The organism is Actibacterium atlanticum (assembly GCF_000671395.1).
GTDB lineage: Bacteria > Pseudomonadota > Alphaproteobacteria > Rhodobacterales > Rhodobacteraceae > Actibacterium_D > Actibacterium_D atlanticum.
In genome coordinates this window covers 198,628-215,000 of record NZ_AQQY01000005.1, presented here as the reverse complement: position 1 = coordinate 215,000, position 16,373 = coordinate 198,628, and the positions used below count along the sequence as shown (strand labels likewise).

Genomic DNA, 16,373 nt, shown 5'->3' with positions numbered 1-16,373 from the left:
CCTCGGCCTCGAGACTATCGACTGTTTTGGAGTTTCCTCCCTCAAATCTCGCCGCGAATGGCCCCGACTCCAGAACATGGCAGGAGCCGCCAAAATGGCGACCCATCCTCGTCCGTAGATTCAATCCTGGGCCACTCCTGAGGTGGGTGGGCAGTGGGAAGCCATGAGCACTGGCTCAGGACCAAGTCGCAGTGTTAGCTGAAGGTTCATCGCGGGTTCCATCAAATCTTCGAAACCATCACGCGTCGAGGCGCTCGAGAATCGTCTGCGTCTCAGGCAACCGTTTCAATGAGTTGCCGATATGCTCCCGCCAGCGCGGTCCGACCTCCATGGCAGTATGATAGGCCAGCGACAGATCATCGGGCCGGTCCTCGGCCATCGCCTCGATCAGGAAAGCGGCCTGCTCCCGGTCCTTAGCGGATTTAAGGCTGCCTGCGGCTTTGTTGCACAAATCGGATGAGGGATTCACTGTTTGAATCCATGGTGGTAGCTGGCAGCCATGAGCAGTTGGTACCCCACGAAGTACAAGACGAAGAACTGGCGGTCGTATAATTCAGCACTGAAGCAGCGCGGTTCTCTTTCGATCTGGTTTGATCCCGAGATGCCGTGGCATGCGGCCCCGACTGGCAGGCGCGGGCGGCAACCTGAGTTCAGCGACGCAGCCATCCAAATCTGTCTCACGATGAAGGTGCTATTCGGTATGCCCCTTCGGCAGACCACCGGGTTCGTCGAAAGCTTATTGTTGCTGGCTGGGCTCGACTGGAAAGTGCCAGACTTCAGCACCCTATGCCGCCGTCAAAAGACACTCAACGTCGCCATCCCTTATCGTGGCGGATCTGGGCCACTGCATCTGTTGATTGATGCGACCGGGATCAAGGCCGAGGGTGAAGGCGAGTGGAACGCCCGCAAGCATGGCGGGCCAAAGAAGCGCCTTTGGCGCAAGCTCCATCTCGGCATGGACGAAGAAACACTGGAGATACGTGCGGTCGAGATCACGAGCAGCAATGTCGGCGACGCCCCGACGTTGCCTGACTTGCTGGAGCAAATCTCCCCAGATCAAGAGATCGCCACCGTCACCGCCGATGGAGCCTATGATACGCGCAGATGCCACAACGTAATCGCTGCTCGAGGGGCCACCGCCATCATTCCACCGCGTAAAAACGCCCAACTTTGGAAACCAACCACTGCAGGGGCTGTGGCGAGAAACGAAGCCGTAAGGGCCTGCAAATATCTGGGCCGCGCGCTTTGGCGAAAGTTGACCCGCTACCACCGCCGCAGCCGCGCAGAGACGAAAATGCACTGCGTCAAATTACTTGGCCAAGGCCTCATGGCGAGGGACTTCGACCGACAGGTCGCGGAACTCCAGATCAGGATAGCGGTGCTCAACTGCTACACAGCCCTTGGCATACCCGTCACAGAGCCCGTAGGATAAATCCGTCCGGGGAAAGGGGACGCTCGCACTTCAAACGATTTGTGCAACAGAGCCGATTTAGAGGATCAAGTTGTATCTCTTGTAGTTCCGCGAATTCGATTGCGCCGGTCATGCCTTTTCCAATTTGCCTCGCGGATTCAACTGTGTACAGCGAGACGCCCCATTGTAACAACGTGTCATCATCCGGAGCGTCTAGGTGTGCCCTTCCGGGCTAGCAGGTCGAGTCCGTTTCTTCTGAAAAGTTTCATCTTTAGACATGAATAGCTCAAGTCAATGCGTTTGTCCGGCAGATTTTCGCAAGAGCACATTATGGGACGTGCTGTCGCTAACCGCGCCTGTCTTCTACGATCTCGGCTGAGCGGATCGGATCAGGGATCCCTTTGCAAAAAGCCAGCTACAATTGGCAGGTCTTGCCCGCGGATGACTGGGCAGACTGAGAACCCGAGCGCGCGCGTCAGATGACTATAGATTAATAGGTGGGTATTTCGGGGGACAGCACCAGATTCAGTCTCTGTAAATACAATAAAATCAACAACTTGCGTGATTTAAGTGGTGCCCGGGGGCGGAATCGAACCACCGACACGAGGATTTTCAATCCACTGCTCTACCCCTGAGCTACCCGGGCATGGGTGAACGTCTTACGTTCGGGTCGCGGTGTTCTAGACGTGGGGCGGCTTGGTGTCCAGAGGGTTTTCAGGAAATAATCAGGTTTTTCCGCCTATCCGCCTACAGCGTCAATCAATGCGGTTTTCGGCTCTCATGCTCTAGGGCTTGGATGGCTTCTTCGAGGGATTGAGAATCGTCTGCAGGGGTGCTGTAACTGCCATTCAGCCACTTGGCCAGGTCCAGATCGGCGCAGCGGCTGGAGCAAAACGGGCGGTATTTGGCGACCGGATCTTTTTGGCAGATTGGGCAGCTCATTCAAACAGGCCTGTGTCGGTGGGCGCGCGTTCGCGCTTGCGTTGAAGCTCATAGTTACCCAGCGGTGTCCAACCGGCAAGCGAGGTGTCCACCGGATCGGATTTGAACGCCGCACGCAGGGTTTGTTCCAGCTGGCGGCGGTCTTTCTTGGGCATGGGGGCAAAATCAACCACCACCTGACCGCCCAACCCCAGCAAGCGTAGCTGGCGCGGCAGGTCGCGGGCGGCAGCCATGTTGGCCTTCAGTCCGGCGGCGGGAGAGGTATCGCCACCGGTGTTCACGTCTACGGCGACAAGGGCGCGTGTGGGTTCGACTGACATTGAACCACCGGATATCCGGCCCGAGGCCAGCCGATCCAGTGCGTCCAACACACCCGTGCGCTCGAAACTGCCTGGAGCATCGTCCAGCTGATCGGGCTGCGGCCAGTCGCGCCATGCGCTGAGATGTGCATCAGGTGCATCTATCAGCAGTTCAGGAGCGCCCTGCGCGTCGGCCAGCACCTGTTCAGCCATGGCCCGCATGCTGGCGATGTCTTCGCCGATTTCATCGCTGTCGGCGCCCAGACAGACTGAACGCAGGATCAGCCCAAACTCGCTGCCGTCCATTTCCTCATGAGCGATCTCTAGCAGGCGTTCGCGCTCGTCATCGTCCCGGATCGAGCGTGAAATATTCAGTCCCGGTGCATCGGGCGTGACAATGGCGTAGCGGCTTTTGAACAGCACTTTGGTTGTGACCGGCACCGCCTTGCCAGGTTCCGCCCAGCCGGTAACCTGCACCAGCAAAACCTGCCCCGGTGCAAGGCCCTTACTTTGCCGCAAGAATGCTTTTTGGCCCTCGGGCAGGTTCAAAAATACGCCCCCCTGCCCTTTCATCTGCCGATCAACAGACCCGCGGTAGATCGCGCCGGGGGCGGGGCGGTCATCAGAAGGGTCGGCTAGCAGGTCTTCCAAACGGCCATCGACCATCAGCGCAGCAACGCGACGGCCTTTGAGTTCATCCAGTGCTACCAGTGTGCCTTTCATCAGGCCTCCTTGCCCAGCGGATAGCCCGCCGCGCGTAACAGATTTGCGGTTTCAGCTAGGGGCAGGCCCACGACGGCCGAGAACGAGCCGCTGATCCAAGGCACGAATGCCCCCGCCGCGCCCTGAATGCCATAGGCGCCGGCTTTGCCTTCCCACTCTCCAGACTGCAGATACCAGTTCAGCTCATCGTCAGAGAGGCGCTTAAACTTGACCGCCGTTACCACGTCGCGCTCCCAAATCTGGTCCCCCAAACGCAGCGCCACGGCGGTAATCACCTGATGACGGCGCCCGCCAAGTGCGACTAGGTATTCGGCAGCCTGCGCCATGTCGTGCGGCTTGCCCAAAATGCGACGGCCCAGTGCAACGGTGGTATCCGCCGTCAGAACCAGTTCATCGTTTGCGGACTGCACCGCGCGGGCCTTTTCCACGGCCATGCGCGTGCAATAGGGGCGCGGCAGTTCCGACTTAGTGGGGGTTTCGTCAATGTCGGCAGGCCGGACATCATCCGGCACTACACCGATTTGTGCCAGCAAATCGCGGCGTCGCGGGCTGGCAGAGCCGAGAACAAGTTTCATCGGCCATCCATTTGGTTGGAAAAGGCCGCGGGCCAATACCCCAAAGGGTCTTTAAGCGCGCAGCCCATCAGTGCTTACTTGAAGCGATAGTTGATCCGACCCTTGGTCAGATCATACGGTGTCATTTCCACCTGAACTTTGTCGCCAGCCAGAACACGGATGCGGTTCTTGCGCATCTTGCCTGCCGTATGTGCGATAATGGTATGGCCGTTTTCCAGCTCGACCAGGAATGTCGCATTCGGCAGGAGTTCCTTCACGACACCGGGGAATTCGAGCAGTTCTTCCTTGGCCATGTTTACTCCATCATTGGTTACCCGCCAAAGTGCGGGCGTGGCCTTAAATGCGCCCGCAAGGGGCGATTTTCAAGGTCTAAATCCCTAAAGCCGATGTAAAAACCGCGTTTTCACCGGAAATTGCATCCCTTCCGCGGGGATCACTTTTGGTTCTTGGTTCGCGGTTTACCAAAACGCTGAACCAGTCGTTCCACGATCTGGTCCCGGGTCTGCCGATAGGCGTCAAGTTTTGCCGCGCGGCTTTCACCCATGCCTGTCGGATCAAGAATGGGCCAGTATTCAACATCGATATGGGCATAGCGCGTCAGTTCCAACGCAAGTCGCTGACTTGCCGGGGACAGGGCAATGATCAGATCATAGCTGGACAGATCATCCCCCCATTCTTTCATTTCCTCAAAGGAACGGCTTCGGTGACGGTCCAGCGATACGTTGGCTTCTTTGCAAACAGCAATGGCAAACCCGTCGATTTCAAGGTCGTTGTGCACCCCTGCGGACTGCACGAAAATCTCTGACCCATAAAAGCGCCGCGCCAGACCTTCAGCCATCGGAGAGCGCACCGCGTTGTGATCGCAGCAAAACAAGACAGACTGTGGTGCTCCTCCCTCTGTCACGTTCACCCTCCGAAGTGCAGAACACAGATTAGGGTGAAAAGGCGCCGCGCTGTATCGTGGTCGATCTCGGCCTTGCCCTCCAGTCGTTCGTCCAGAACCCGCGCGCCTTCATTGTGAATACCGCGCCGGGCCATGTCGATGGCCTCGATCTTGGCGGGGGGCAGGGTTTTAACCGCGTCGTAGTAGCTTTCGCAAATCTGGTAGTAGTCTTTGACAACCTGGCGAAACGGTCCCAACGACAAAAGGAACTGCGCGACGGGGTCGCTTTTTTCGGTTGTGACATCGAACACCAGCTTCTTTTCGCGGATTGCAAGGTTCAGATGGTATGGCCCCTCAGGCACCGTCTGCCCTTCCCGCCCCGGCAGGGCAAAGCTGTTTTCTTCCAGCAGGTCGAATATCGCGACCTTGCGTTCCTGTTCGATCTCAGGCGTTGGGGCGGCAAGGCCGGTATCATCGATCTCGACTTTTGTAAGACGATTGGAGTTGGTCATGATGCACCTTCATTGAGGCGGTCCAGGCGCGCGCGCACAGACAGACCATGGGCCTCAAGACTTTCAGATATGGCAAGGCATTCTGCGGCGGGGCCAATCGCCTTGAGCGATTGCGGAGTCATCCGCGCCAAGGTTGTGCGTTTGACGAAATCCATTACCGACAGGCCCGAACTAAAGCGGGCAGAGCGCGCCGTAGGCAAGACGTGGTTGGGACCACCGATGTAATCCCCAATGGCTTCGGGTGTCCATTGGCCCAGAAAGATCGCTCCGGCATGGGTGATCTGCTGACTCAGCCCTTCAGGGTCCTCGACACATAGCTCAAGGTGTTCCGGTGCGACACGGTTCGACAATTCAGCGGCTTCTGCCAGATCGCGCACAGTGATCACCGCGCCAAAATCACGCCAGCTGGGGCCTGCGATGGCGCGACGCTCCAGCGTTTCCAGACGCGTCTCAACCGCCTGCGCCACCGCGCGGCCAAAGCTGGCATCATCCGTGATCAGGATCGACTGGGCGCTTTCATCATGTTCAGCCTGGCTGAGCAGATCAACGGCGATCCAATCAGGGTCGTTGCGCTTGTCGGCAATCACCAAAATCTCAGAAGGCCCGGCGATCATGTCGATGCCAACTTTCCCGAACACACGCCGTTTTGCGGCTGCCACAAAGGCGTTGCCGGGGCCGGTAATCTTGTCGACGGGCGCAATGGTGTCAGTGCCATAGGCCATCGCCGCGATGGCCTGTGCGCCACCGATGCGATAGACCGTATCCACGCCCGACAGTTTTGCCGCCAACAGCACCAACGGGTTCACCACCCCGCCCGGTGTCGGCGCACAGATGATCAACCGCTCTACCCCGGCCACTTGCGCCGGGATCGCGTTCATAAGAACCGACGACGGATAAGAGGCCAGACCGCCGGGCACATACAGCCCTGCCGCCGACACCGGGGTCCAGCGCCAGCCCAGCTCGGCACCGCTGACATCGACCCAGCGTTCGTCCTTTGGCAATTGACGTTCGTGATATGCGCGGATGCGATCAGCCGCCAGTTCCAACGCAGCGCGTTCGTCAGCGGGCACTTTGGCGCATTCAGCCTCGATCTGTTCGGCACTGAACGCCAGAGTCTGTGGGGTCAGTTCCAGCTTGTCGAACTTGGTGGTCAGTTCAATAACCGCGTCATCCCCGCGGGCACGCACATCGGCAATAATTCCAGCAACAACATCATCGACATCGGGGCTGTCTTCGCGTTTCGCACCCAAAAGTGCGGCGAATTTCGCCTCAAAGTCGCTGTCTGAACTGTCAAGAAACTGGGGCATTGAATTCTCCTTGCGGCCACAGATACCTGTGGGCGACGCAAGCCTCAAGGGCTGGGCGGGTCAGTCGTGTTCAGGTGCCTTGCGCGACGGCGCGATATAGGGCCGAGTCACATCGCGCAGGGTGATATTCAGGCACTCTACATCCAATGCAATCGCGCCATCACCAGCAAGGGTCAGAACCACCTGCCCCTCCCCGTCGTCGCCCGGTTCAAACGCAATAGAAAGCACCGACAAAACCAAATCTGAATCGCTGCGGTCAAAACCTTGGGTGCGCACCGCTTGAACATCATCAATTGCCAGCACTGCCTGCACCCGCTCATAGGCACGGCCAAGACGTTCCGCAGCGGTTTTATCTTCCCAGCGAAACCGGTTGATCAACAGCGCAAACCGGCGCGCGGCGGATTGGTATTTCATCTCGGTCACCGGCAGGATCGCGTCCTGAGCCAGCGTAGAAATTACCTGCAAATCCTCGGCATCGGCGGCAGTCAGGTTCAGGGGGCGCTCTGCCCCGTCTTCAAAAGTTGCATCAACACTCATCCCAACTGCACCCGTTCAATATGAGCACCACAGGCGCTGAGTTTCTGTTCCAGACGCTCATACCCGCGATCCAGATGGTAGACCCGGCTGACAACAGTTTCCCCCTCGGCGGCCAAAGCCGCAAGGATCAGAGAGACCGAGGCCCGCAAATCAGTCGCCATCACCGGCGCACCTTTCAGGCGCTCGACTCCGGTCACGGTGGCTGTGCCGCCGTGCACGTCGATCACCGCCCCCATACGTGTCAGTTCGGGCGCATGCATGAACCGGTTTTCAAATATCTTTTCTTCCAGCACGCTAGCGCCCTCGGCCGTGCACAAGAGCGCCATCATCTGCGCCTGTAGGTCAGTTGGAAAGCCGGGGAAGGGTTCAGTTACCACATCCACCGCATTCACCCGCCCATTGCGGCGGCTGACTTTCAGGCCGCGCGCGGTTTCTTCGACATTGATCCCCGCGAGATCCAGCTTTTCAACAAAGCTTTGCACCAGATTCAGTCGGCCGCCGATGCATTCCACCGTGCCGCCGGTGATCGCGGGGGCCAACATATAGGTGCCCAGTTCGATACGGTCAGCAACCACGGGGTGGGTCGCGCCATGCAGCTTGTCGACGCCTTGAATGGTGATTTCCGAGGTGCCGTCGCCGTCGATCTGCGCGCCCATTTTGCGCAGGCAGTCGGCCAGATCAACGATTTCAGGCTCGCGCGCGGCGTTTTTGATAACTGTCGTGCCCTTGGCCAAGGTGGCGGCCATCAGGATGTTCTCGGTCGCCCCGACCGAAGCGAAGCTCAGCTCGACCAATGCCCCCTTCAAGCCGCCGGGGGCTTTAGCGTGCAAATAGCCATCTTTCAGTTCAATCTCGGCGCCCAGCGCCTCTAGCCCGTGAATGTGCAAATCCATCGGGCGCGCGCCAATGGCGCAACCACCGGGCAGCGACACAACAGCATGGCCCAGACGTGCCAGCATCGGCCCCAGCACAAGGTTCGAAGCCCGCATCTTGCGCACGATGTCATAGTCGGCCACGTGGTTGTCGATGTTGTGGCTGGACAGCGCTATCACTTGCCCGTCCTGCAAGACGCTAGCTTCGGCCCCCAGCGACCCCAGCAGCTCGATCATCGTGCGGATATCCGACAGGCGCGGCGCGTTGGTCAGCGTCAAAGGCTCTTCGGACAAAAGCGTCGCCGGCATCAGCGCCAGACAGGCGTTCTTGGCCCCGGCGATTGGAATCTCGCCATTCAGCGGACCACCGCCTTTGATAACAATCGAATCCATTTAATCTGCCTCTTTGTCCTGCTCGGATGCCGCCTTGCGTGCCCGCGTCTGTGCCTTGCGCCGCGCCAGATTGGCCTTGAGCGCCTGTTTCAGACGATCTTCGCGGGTCTGGGCCGTTTGGCCGGGTTTGGCTTTGCCGGGTGTGTCACTCATGGCGCATCTCTAACGCATGGGTCAAAACCCGTCCAGACTGGCTGAAACACCCAACCGCCGCCGTGCCATTTAGTGATCAGACAAAACAGCGCATTTTTGCAATCCAAACCTGCGGCTCAACTTTGCTGCTTTCAAGGCCTGGACCAGTGGATCGCTCAGGAACACCACGCGCCGGATGTAGGGATCGGTCCACAAATCCGCGCCCTTCAGGGCCGCGGCTCGAACGGCCAGATCTCCATCCTGCGGGTCTGGACGCAGGATCCAGGAATTTGGCTTGGCAAACCGTGGTATCTTGGCTCCAGGAGACTGCTCCGAGACTAAGAATTGCTGCCGCGCACCAAGGTTAAGGCAGAAATATTCGCCCTCCACAGGGGTTTCACGATCGAATTGAAACAACTTTGTTGGATAAACACAGCCTTCGCCCAAATCAAAACGCTGTAAAACCTCTGCCACCGCAGAGGAAACACACCAAAATCCACCACACAAAAAGATGTCAGGCTGTTTTTTGATCTTCTTGTGGCGACTGTCGGAATAGAACTCTTGGGGAAATGCTTCAGCAGCGATGTTCAGGCCTTCTTGATGCATTTCCATCCGTTGCAACGTCGCGTCTTTGTCGCGCTCAATCGCATCTGAGGTGAAGGCCTTGATCAACGTCGAATCCATCATGATGCGGCTGACCCAAACGGTGGGTTTTGCAGCGCTCACATTTGCGCCTTCGGATCATGGAAAAAACAAAGCATCTGCAGCCAACCTGTGAAACAATATAGCTTCAGAACACGACAGGACGCACAGCGCGTCAAGCGTTCATCACAGTCTGGGTTAGGAAATGGTGCTGCTGGAGAGAATTGAACTCTCGACCTCTCCCTTACCAAGGGAGTGCTCTACCTCTGAGCTACAGCAGCAGTGGGGGAGCGTTTAACTTCCCCGTTTGGCGCCTGCAAGCCCCTTTTTATCGTCATGCTGGATTTTTCCGAACCGCGATTGGGAAACCGCTACAGGTTGCTTGCACACGGATGAAGCGGTTTGGCGGGCGGGGCGGGATGGCGTTGCCCGAGCATGGCCAATAGCGCGAAAAAACCCACCAACGGCGCCGCTATCACGCCAACAAAAACATATGCCAGAACCGCGACCCAAATCGCCCCTCCGGCCAGGGCCACCAACACTGCTGCCAGCAACCCCATGGCGAAACCGATCACCAAAACACCCATTTCCTACCCTTTCCGCATGTTTGAACCGTTGTTCGAACCCTGCGCACCAAGGGTGGAGAAAAGATGAACCGAAACGCTAAATTCGGTCTAGCTGGCCTCCGCCCATTCCCAAGGCCGGGTGAATTCGCCCAGCAGGTGGGTAATTGCATCGCGGTCGACCTCGCCCTCGGCGACCAGCTGCGCCACAAGTCCGCGCTTCTTATCCTCGATCACGGCGGCGACATGCACGTTGTGTCCGGCGTCAGACAAGGCCTTATCGTAAATCCGGCTGATCGCACGTTTACGCAGATCAGGCTTAAATACCTTGCCCACGGCGGTTTTGGGCAGTTCGTCAAGGATTTCAACGTATTTGGGAAAGGCCGCGCGCTCGTGGATATGCACTTTGGCATAGTCTTTCAGCTCTTCGGCGCTGGCCTGCGCACCATCGACAAGTTCGACATAGGCGCAGGGCAGTTCACCAGCAAAGGCATCCGGCTGACCGATTGCCCCGACGAAAGCGACGGCTGGATGACCTGCAAGGGCCTCTTCGATTTCGGCGGGGTCGATGTTGTGGCCACCGCGGATGATCAGATCCTTGGCGCGCCCGGTGATATACAGATACCCATCCGCATCAATGCGGCCCAGATCACCCGTGCGAAGATAACGATCCTCGGCAAACAATCCGGTGTTCTTGGCGTCTTCGGTGTAGGTCGAGCCTTCAAAGACACCGGGGCTGGCGATGCAGATCTCTCCTACCTCGTCTACGTCGCATTCCTTGCCGACGTTGCCCATTTCATCGCAATGCAGAATCCGAACGTGCGTATGGGGAAAGGGTACGCCAACCGAGCCAATCTTCTTGTCCCCTTGTGGTGGGTTGCACGACACAAGACAGGTGGCCTCGGTCAGACCATAGCCTTCGACAATGGTCACACCTGTGGCTTTTTCAAACCGGTTGTAGAGCTCTATCGGCAACGGGGCCGACCCCGAGAACGCCACTTCCAACGAGGACACATCGGCATCCACCGGTCGCTGCATCAGCGCCGCGATCGCGGTGGGAACGGTGATTACAAACGTGATCTTCCAGCGTTCAACCAGTTTCCAGAAATTGTCGAACACGCCGTCACCGCGATAGCCCTGCGGGGTGGGGAAGACCACATGCGCACCAGAGGCAATCATCGACATCAAGATCACATGGCATGCGAAGACATGGAACAGCGGCAGAGGGCAGATAATGTTGTGATCTGGCTCAAACAGCAGTGTTTTCCCGATCCAGCCATTGTACAGCATGCCTGAATGCTTGTGCTGTGCCACTTTGGGCATGCCTGTCGTGCCACCGGTATGGAAATAGGCGCCGATGCGATCGGCATCCGGTTCCTGAAATGACAAGGCGTCAGCGCTTTCACCCGACATCTCGGCGACGAAATCCAGAACATCTGCGTGGTGACCGCCGGGGTTCTTGGGCCGGATCAGGGGCACGATCCAGCTTTTGGGTGGGGTCAGATAACGCAGCAGGTCGATCTCGAGCACGGTATCGACATTGGGTGCGTGTTTGACGGACTCGGCGACCTTTTGCGCCACATCGGTTTTCGGGAAAGCACGCAGGGTCACAACGACCTTGGCGTTCACCTCGCGTAGGATGGCGGCGATCTGTTCTGCCTCCAATAGCGGATTGATGGGGCAGACGATCCCGGCCGTCATGCCACCCAGCAGCGTATAGACCGTTTCATTACAGTTGGGCAGGATATAGGCGACTACATCATTTTCGCCGATGCCCAGACGGCGGAACATGTTCGCCGCCTGCGTGACCTTGCCATGCAATTGCGACCAGGTCAGGGTTTCAGCCTTGTCCTTGGGGCCCGAAAACATCTGATAGGATACCGCGTTGCGGGACCCGTGTTTTTGCGCCGTACGCGTCAGCATCCCAAAGACGCTGGACGGAAGATCGCGCTCCTCCCAGCTGCTTTCAGCTTCGATCGCATCGCGATCGGCCATTGAACAAAATTGTTTGGCCATGTGGTCTCCTCCCGTAAGCCTCTGGCGGGCTTTCATTGTGCTCAGGATGAAAAGAAACGAGACACGAAGCAAGCCCCGGCACAGGTCAATACGCAGCGTAAAACAGCAAACAGGGGCGACAGGCGCCCCTGTTCGTTACGTCACTATATCAGGGATTAGGCTTGCGGAATGCGCAAGACTTGGCCCGGATAGATCAGATCGGGATCTTTGAGCATCGGCTTGTTTGCCTCGAAAATCTCGGTGTACTTGGCACCGTTGCCCATTGTCTTCTCGGCGATTTTCCACAGGTTATCGCCCTTTTCGACGGTGTGGAAAACGGCCTCGGTGGCCTCGGCCTCAACCGCGGCCACGCCATCGACGTTGCCCACGGCCAGAATGACCTTTTCTTTCATTTCAGCGCTGACCGCATCGCCCGACACTTTCACGGTGTCGCCTTCGATGGTGATGTCCAGCCCTTCGGCGTCCAGCCCCAGATCAGCCACTTCTTTTAGCAGAACATCCTCTTGCGGCATTTCCGATGCTTCCGCCGCGCCGAACAGTTTCTTGCCGGAATCTTTTACAAAGCTCCACAGACCCATGATGTACCCTCTCTGTTATTGGTTGTTGGTCTGCTGCAAACTTAGCGGCAGGCTGTAACAGGTTTAAGGGGAATTCACGCCGCGTCTTCCGCCCCATGCGTAAATTGGAGCCGCGCCAAGCGTGCATACAAGCCGCCCTGCGCTACAAGTTCGTCATGGGTGCCTACTGCCACGATCTGGCCTTCGTCGAACACCACGATCCGATCTGCCTTTTTGACGGTCGCCAACCGGTGCGCCACAACCAGCGTGGTCCGGTTTTGTGACAGCTCTTCGACTGCGGCCTGCACAAGGCGTTCAGATTCAGCATCCAACGCCGATGTGGCCTCGTCCAGCAACAAAACCGGCGCGTCGCGCAGGAAGGCACGGGCAATGGCAAGGCGCTGCTTCTGACCACCAGACAGCATCACGCCCCGTTCGCCAACATAGCTGTCATACCCATCCGGCAACTTATCCAGGAATTCATGCGCAGCGGCGGCGCGCGCGGCAACCTCCACCTCGGCATCGGTGGCATCGGGGCGGCCGAAACGGATGTTTTCACGCGCGGTGGCGGCAAAAATCACTGGATCTTGCGGCACCAATGCAACGGCGCGGCGGAAGTCGTCGCGCGCCATGTCAGCAAGGTCGATACCGTCCAGCATCACCTGCCCCTGCTGCGGATCATAGAACCGCAAAAGCATTTGAATAACGGTGGATTTACCGGCGCCCGAGGGCCCCACCAGCGCAACGGTTTCGCCCGGCTTGACCTCGAGGCTGACCCCTTCTAGCGCCGATTGATCGGGGCGGGAGGGATAGTGGAAGGTCACATCCTTGAAACTGATCTGACCCTGCGCCGGTACCGGCAGAGCCTTTGGGGCGGCGGGGTCTTTGACGCTGTCTTCTGATCTCAGAAGCTCTACCAGACGTTCGGTCGCACCGGCAGCGCGTTGCAGCTCGCCCCAGATTTCAGACAGTGCACCGACTGAACCTGCCACCATGATCGAGTAGATCACGAACTGAACCAGCTCCCCTACGCTCATGCCTCCGGCACGCACATCACGGGCGCCAATCCACAGCACGGATACCACCCCGGCAAAGACCAGAAAGATCACGATCACGGTCATCAAGGCCCGTGTCCCGATGCGCTTTCTGGCCGAGACAAAGCTTCGTTCGGTTACATCGCCAAACTCGTCCCGGCTTTCGCCCAGATGTGTATAGGCCTGCACGGTCTGAACCGCGCCCAGCGCCTCGCTGGCGACGGCCGAGCTGTCTGCGATCAGATCCTGATTTTCACGGCTTAGTCCGCGCAAACGGCGCCCCAGCCCAACAATCGGCACAATGATCAACGGCACCAGCAGCAGCACCATCCCGGTCAGCTTGGCCGAGGTCAGCAGCATCAGCACCAAGCCACCCAAAAAGATCAGTACATTTCGCAGCGCGACCGACACTGACGAGCCAATCACCGACAGGATCAGCGTTGTATCGGTGGTGATGCGCGACAGGACCTCTCCTGTGCGGATGTTCTCAAAAAACGCGGGTGACATGCCGATAGTGCGGTTAAACACGGCCATGCGGATATCAGCCACAACACGTTCGCCAAGACGGGTCACCATGTAATACCGCAACCCGGTGCCCAGCGCCAAAAGCCCGGCAATCGCCAACGCGGCAAAGAAGTACTGGTCCAGCAGATGCGCGGCTTCGGTTTCAAACCCGTCGACCACCCGACGCACGGCCAAAGGCAGGATCAACGACACAGCCGCCGTCAACACCAGCGCCAGACCGGCAGCCACAATCATTAGCTTGTAGGGGGCCATGAAAGGCGCCAGGCCACGCAGCGCGCCAATGCGCTTCGACTTTGCGCGCTCTTCGCCGTTTACATTCGCGCCTCTGGCCATGCCTCTATATCCCCTAGTGTCCCGTTCCCTCCAAATAGGCCAACGCGCGACAGACAACAAGCAAGCGTTTCCCTGCGCAATCAAACCAGCCCTTTGGGAGGGTTTGGGGAATTTACATGGTGCTTTGGAAATTGCTGGAGCGGGTAGCGGGAATCGAACCCGCACCTTAAGCTTGGAAGGCTCTTATGATACCATTTCACCATACCCGCTCGAAGCCAGAGCTTCCTAGTTCAGCCTCTATGGGAGGTCAACAGGGACTTGCACTGTTGCCCGTTCCAGGCGCAACTGCCTAACGAAACATTGGGTTTACTCAGCAGCACTTTTAAGCGCAGCCATCAGGCTGTGGAACTTTTCGCCTTGAATCGCGACATGGCCACGCAGCGCATCGGCCGCGGCTTCGGGTTGTCCATTTTCAAGCGCTTCCACGATGATCCGGTGCTCTGCCATAGATTGATCCATACGCCCGCGCAGCCGCAGCTGTTGGCGGCGAAACGGTTTCAGGCGGCGGTGCAATGCACCGGCTTCAGAGGCCAGAAAACTGTTGCCCGATTGCTGATAGATGATGTGGTGGAAACGCTCGTTTTCAATGTAGTAGGTGTCAGGTTCCAGCGCGTCGATGGCCGCCTGACACTTGGCGTTGGCGTCATGAAGCTCTTGCAAAGCCGCATCCGAAATGCGCAGCGCGGCAAGGCGCCCGCACACGGCTTCGATCTCGGCCATGACTTCGAACATCTCCATCAATTCGACCGGTCCGGGCTGGCGCACAAACGCCCCCCGGCGCGGAATCAGCTCTACCAGACCTGAGCGGGCCAGCCTTTGCAGCGCCTCGCGCAGCGGGGTGCGCGACACGCCGAATTGCTCGGACAGGCGCACTTCGTCAAGACGGTCCCCATCCGAGAATGTTCCATCAAAAATACGCTCTTCCAGCGCTTCGGCGATGATATCAGCACGACGTTGCTCCATTCTTTTTTACTATTTCTTTCACATGTTAAATTCAAGAAGACTATTTTTGTATACAAGATTATTGACTAAAAATACAAAGCTTGCCTATGCTGAGAACGCCCCCGGAAACTACCGGGTCGGATTCGTTGGGAGGAAACTATGAAATCCATGCTAAAAACCGCCGTTGCCGCTGTCGCTCTGGTGTCTGCCGGTTCGATCGCGTCTGGTGCTGAACTGCGCCTGTCGCACCAGTGGTCGAACAAGGACATTCGCCATCAGGTTGCCCAGATCGTCGCGGATGAGGTCGCAGCCGCAGACGTAGACCTGGAGATCAAAATTTTTGGCTCGAAGTCGCTCTTCAAGCCGCGGGAACAATACAAGCCGCTCAGCCGCGGACAGTTGGATATGACGGTTCTGCCGCTGTCATATGCCGGAGGCCAACAGCCCGCTTATAACCTGACACTAATGCCCGGTCTGGTGAAGAACCACGATCACGCAGCCCGTCTGGCCGCATCGCCTTTCATGGAAGCGCTTGAGGCCAAGATGGCCGATGATGATGTGATGGTGCTGGTGCATGGCTATCTGGCTGGTGGTTTCGCGGGCAAAGACAAGTGCATAACCAAGCCCGAAGATGTGGCTGGCCTGCAAACCCGCGCCGCGGGCAAGTCGTTTGAACAGATGCTGGCGGGCGCGGATGCGTCGATTGCCTCGATGGCATCTTCAGAAATCTATAACGCGATGCAAACCGGCGTGCTTCAGGCTGCCAATACCTCGTCTTCGTCCTTCGTCAGCTATCGCATCTATGAACAGGTCAGCTGCTACACCCCGGCGGGCGATGTTGCGCTGTGGTTCATGTATCAGCCTCTGCTGATGAACAAGAGTACCTTTGATGGGCTGAACGACGCGCAACAAGCCGCGCTTCTGGCCGGTGCCGAAAAGGCCGAGGCTTACTATCTGGAAGAAGCCAAGAAACAGGATGCTGCGTCGGCTGAGGTCTTCAAAGAAGCCGGTGTGGAAATCGCTGAAATGTCGGCCGAAGATTTCGAAGCCTGGCGCGCGCTGGCGATGGAAACCTCGTACAAAAAATTCGTCGAAGAAGTGAAAGACGGGCAGGATCTGCTCGATCTGGCACTGGCCGTCGAATAAGCTGTCTGGCGGGCGGCCAAGGTCGCCCG

The 16,373-nt window shown here is 58.0% G+C and carries 18 protein-coding genes and 3 tRNA genes; 2 read left to right on the top strand and 19 right to left on the bottom strand.

Annotated elements, in window-relative coordinates; all coding sequences use genetic code 11:
* Nucleotides 1-238: 238 nt before the first annotated feature.
* Nucleotides 239-469 (bottom strand): GSU2403 family nucleotidyltransferase fold protein, encoded by a 231-nt coding sequence (locus ATO10_RS09680; RefSeq protein ID WP_035250915.1) that lies wholly within the window; start codon nt 467-469, stop codon nt 239-241.
* 30 nt (nt 470-499) lie between these two features.
* Here ATO10_RS09680 and ATO10_RS09675 point away from each other — a divergent pair, with 30 nt between their 5' ends.
* Entirely contained in the window at nt 500-1,432 is a 933-nt protein-coding gene (locus tag ATO10_RS09675) for an IS5 family transposase (protein WP_035250913.1), read from the top strand.
* A 550-nt stretch (nt 1,433-1,982) separates the two neighbouring features.
* Here ATO10_RS09675 and ATO10_RS09670 read toward each other — a convergent pair.
* The 18 genes from ATO10_RS09670 to ATO10_RS09590 form a co-directional block, all read right to left on the bottom strand.
* Nucleotides 1,983-2,057: transfer RNA gene (locus ATO10_RS09670), tRNA-Phe, on the bottom strand.
* Nucleotides 2,058-2,170: 113 nt separating this feature from the next.
* The gene (locus ATO10_RS16215) at nt 2,171-2,353 is read right to left on the bottom strand and encodes a DNA gyrase inhibitor YacG (RefSeq protein ID WP_081806486.1); all 183 of its coding nucleotides are present in this window, start codon (nt 2,351-2,353) and stop codon (nt 2,171-2,173) included.
* Nucleotides 2,350-3,375, bottom strand: coding sequence for a ribonuclease E/G (locus tag ATO10_RS09665; RefSeq protein ID WP_035250912.1), 1,026 nt, complete (start codon nt 3,373-3,375; stop codon nt 2,350-2,352). The genes ATO10_RS16215 and ATO10_RS09665 overlap by 4 nt, the downstream gene beginning before the upstream one ends.
* Nucleotides 3,375-3,950 (bottom strand): Maf family protein, encoded by a 576-nt coding sequence (locus ATO10_RS09660; protein WP_035250911.1) that lies wholly within the window; start codon nt 3,948-3,950, stop codon nt 3,375-3,377. Before ATO10_RS09660 ends, ATO10_RS09665 begins: the two co-directional genes overlap by 1 nt.
* Nucleotides 3,951-4,024: 74 nt before the next feature.
* Nucleotides 4,025-4,243, bottom strand: a complete 219-nt coding sequence (infA, locus tag ATO10_RS09655; protein ID WP_008186030.1) for a translation initiation factor IF-1 — start codon at nt 4,241-4,243, stop codon at nt 4,025-4,027.
* Between the two features lie 140 nt (nt 4,244-4,383).
* Entirely contained in the window at nt 4,384-4,788 is a 405-nt protein-coding gene (locus ATO10_RS09650; RefSeq protein WP_051598074.1) for an arsenate-mycothiol transferase ArsC, read from the bottom strand.
* A gap of 68 nt (nt 4,789-4,856) precedes the next feature.
* A complete protein-coding gene (locus ATO10_RS09645; protein ID WP_035250907.1) occupies nt 4,857-5,345 on the bottom strand; it encodes a UPF0262 family protein in 489 nt (162 codons plus the stop codon).
* Entirely contained in the window at nt 5,342-6,652 is a 1,311-nt protein-coding gene (gene hisD, locus ATO10_RS09640) for a histidinol dehydrogenase (RefSeq protein ID WP_035250906.1), read from the bottom strand. The genes ATO10_RS09645 and hisD overlap by 4 nt, the downstream gene beginning before the upstream one ends.
* A gap of 60 nt (nt 6,653-6,712) precedes the next feature.
* Nucleotides 6,713-7,189, bottom strand: coding sequence for a DUF2948 family protein (locus tag ATO10_RS09635; RefSeq protein ID WP_035250904.1), 477 nt, complete (start codon nt 7,187-7,189; stop codon nt 6,713-6,715).
* Nucleotides 7,186-8,454: a UDP-N-acetylglucosamine 1-carboxyvinyltransferase gene (gene murA, locus ATO10_RS09630; RefSeq protein WP_035250902.1), complete on the bottom strand. Its 1,269-nt coding sequence runs from the start codon at nt 8,452-8,454 to the stop codon at nt 7,186-7,188. Before murA ends, ATO10_RS09635 begins: the two co-directional genes overlap by 4 nt.
* The gene (locus ATO10_RS16520; protein ID WP_202898653.1) at nt 8,455-8,607 is read right to left on the bottom strand and encodes a hypothetical protein; all 153 of its coding nucleotides are present in this window, start codon (nt 8,605-8,607) and stop codon (nt 8,455-8,457) included.
* A gap of 69 nt (nt 8,608-8,676) precedes the next feature.
* Nucleotides 8,677-9,312 (bottom strand): hypothetical protein, encoded by a 636-nt coding sequence (locus tag ATO10_RS09625; RefSeq protein ID WP_035250900.1) that lies wholly within the window; start codon nt 9,310-9,312, stop codon nt 8,677-8,679.
* 122 nt (nt 9,313-9,434) lie between these two features.
* Nucleotides 9,435-9,509, bottom strand: a tRNA-Thr gene (locus tag ATO10_RS09620).
* Between the two features lie 393 nt (nt 9,510-9,902).
* Complete coding sequence (locus ATO10_RS09610; RefSeq protein WP_035250897.1) at nt 9,903-11,807, bottom strand: acyl-CoA synthetase; 1,905 nt, start codon at nt 11,805-11,807, stop codon at nt 9,903-9,905.
* Nucleotides 11,808-11,962: 155 nt separating this feature from the next.
* Nucleotides 11,963-12,385 carry a peptidoglycan-binding protein LysM gene (lysM, locus tag ATO10_RS09605; RefSeq protein ID WP_035250895.1) on the bottom strand — a complete coding sequence of 141 codons (423 nt, stop codon included), beginning with the start codon at nt 12,383-12,385 and terminating at the stop codon, nt 11,963-11,965.
* A 74-nt stretch (nt 12,386-12,459) separates the two neighbouring features.
* On the bottom strand, nt 12,460-14,256 hold the full coding sequence (locus ATO10_RS09600; RefSeq protein WP_035250893.1) for an ABC transporter transmembrane domain-containing protein: 1,797 nt from the start codon (nt 14,254-14,256) through the stop codon (nt 12,460-12,462).
* Nucleotides 14,257-14,391: 135 nt separating this feature from the next.
* Nucleotides 14,392-14,465 (bottom strand) — tRNA-Gly (locus ATO10_RS09595).
* A 97-nt stretch (nt 14,466-14,562) separates the two neighbouring features.
* Nucleotides 14,563-15,219, bottom strand: coding sequence for a GntR family transcriptional regulator (locus tag ATO10_RS09590; protein WP_035250892.1), 657 nt, complete (start codon nt 15,217-15,219; stop codon nt 14,563-14,565).
* Nucleotides 15,220-15,357: 138 nt separating this feature from the next.
* Here ATO10_RS09590 and dctP point away from each other — a divergent pair, with 138 nt between their 5' ends.
* Complete coding sequence (gene dctP / locus ATO10_RS09585; protein ID WP_035250890.1) at nt 15,358-16,344, top strand: TRAP transporter substrate-binding protein DctP; 987 nt, start codon at nt 15,358-15,360, stop codon at nt 16,342-16,344.
* Nucleotides 16,345-16,373 lie beyond the last annotated feature (29 nt).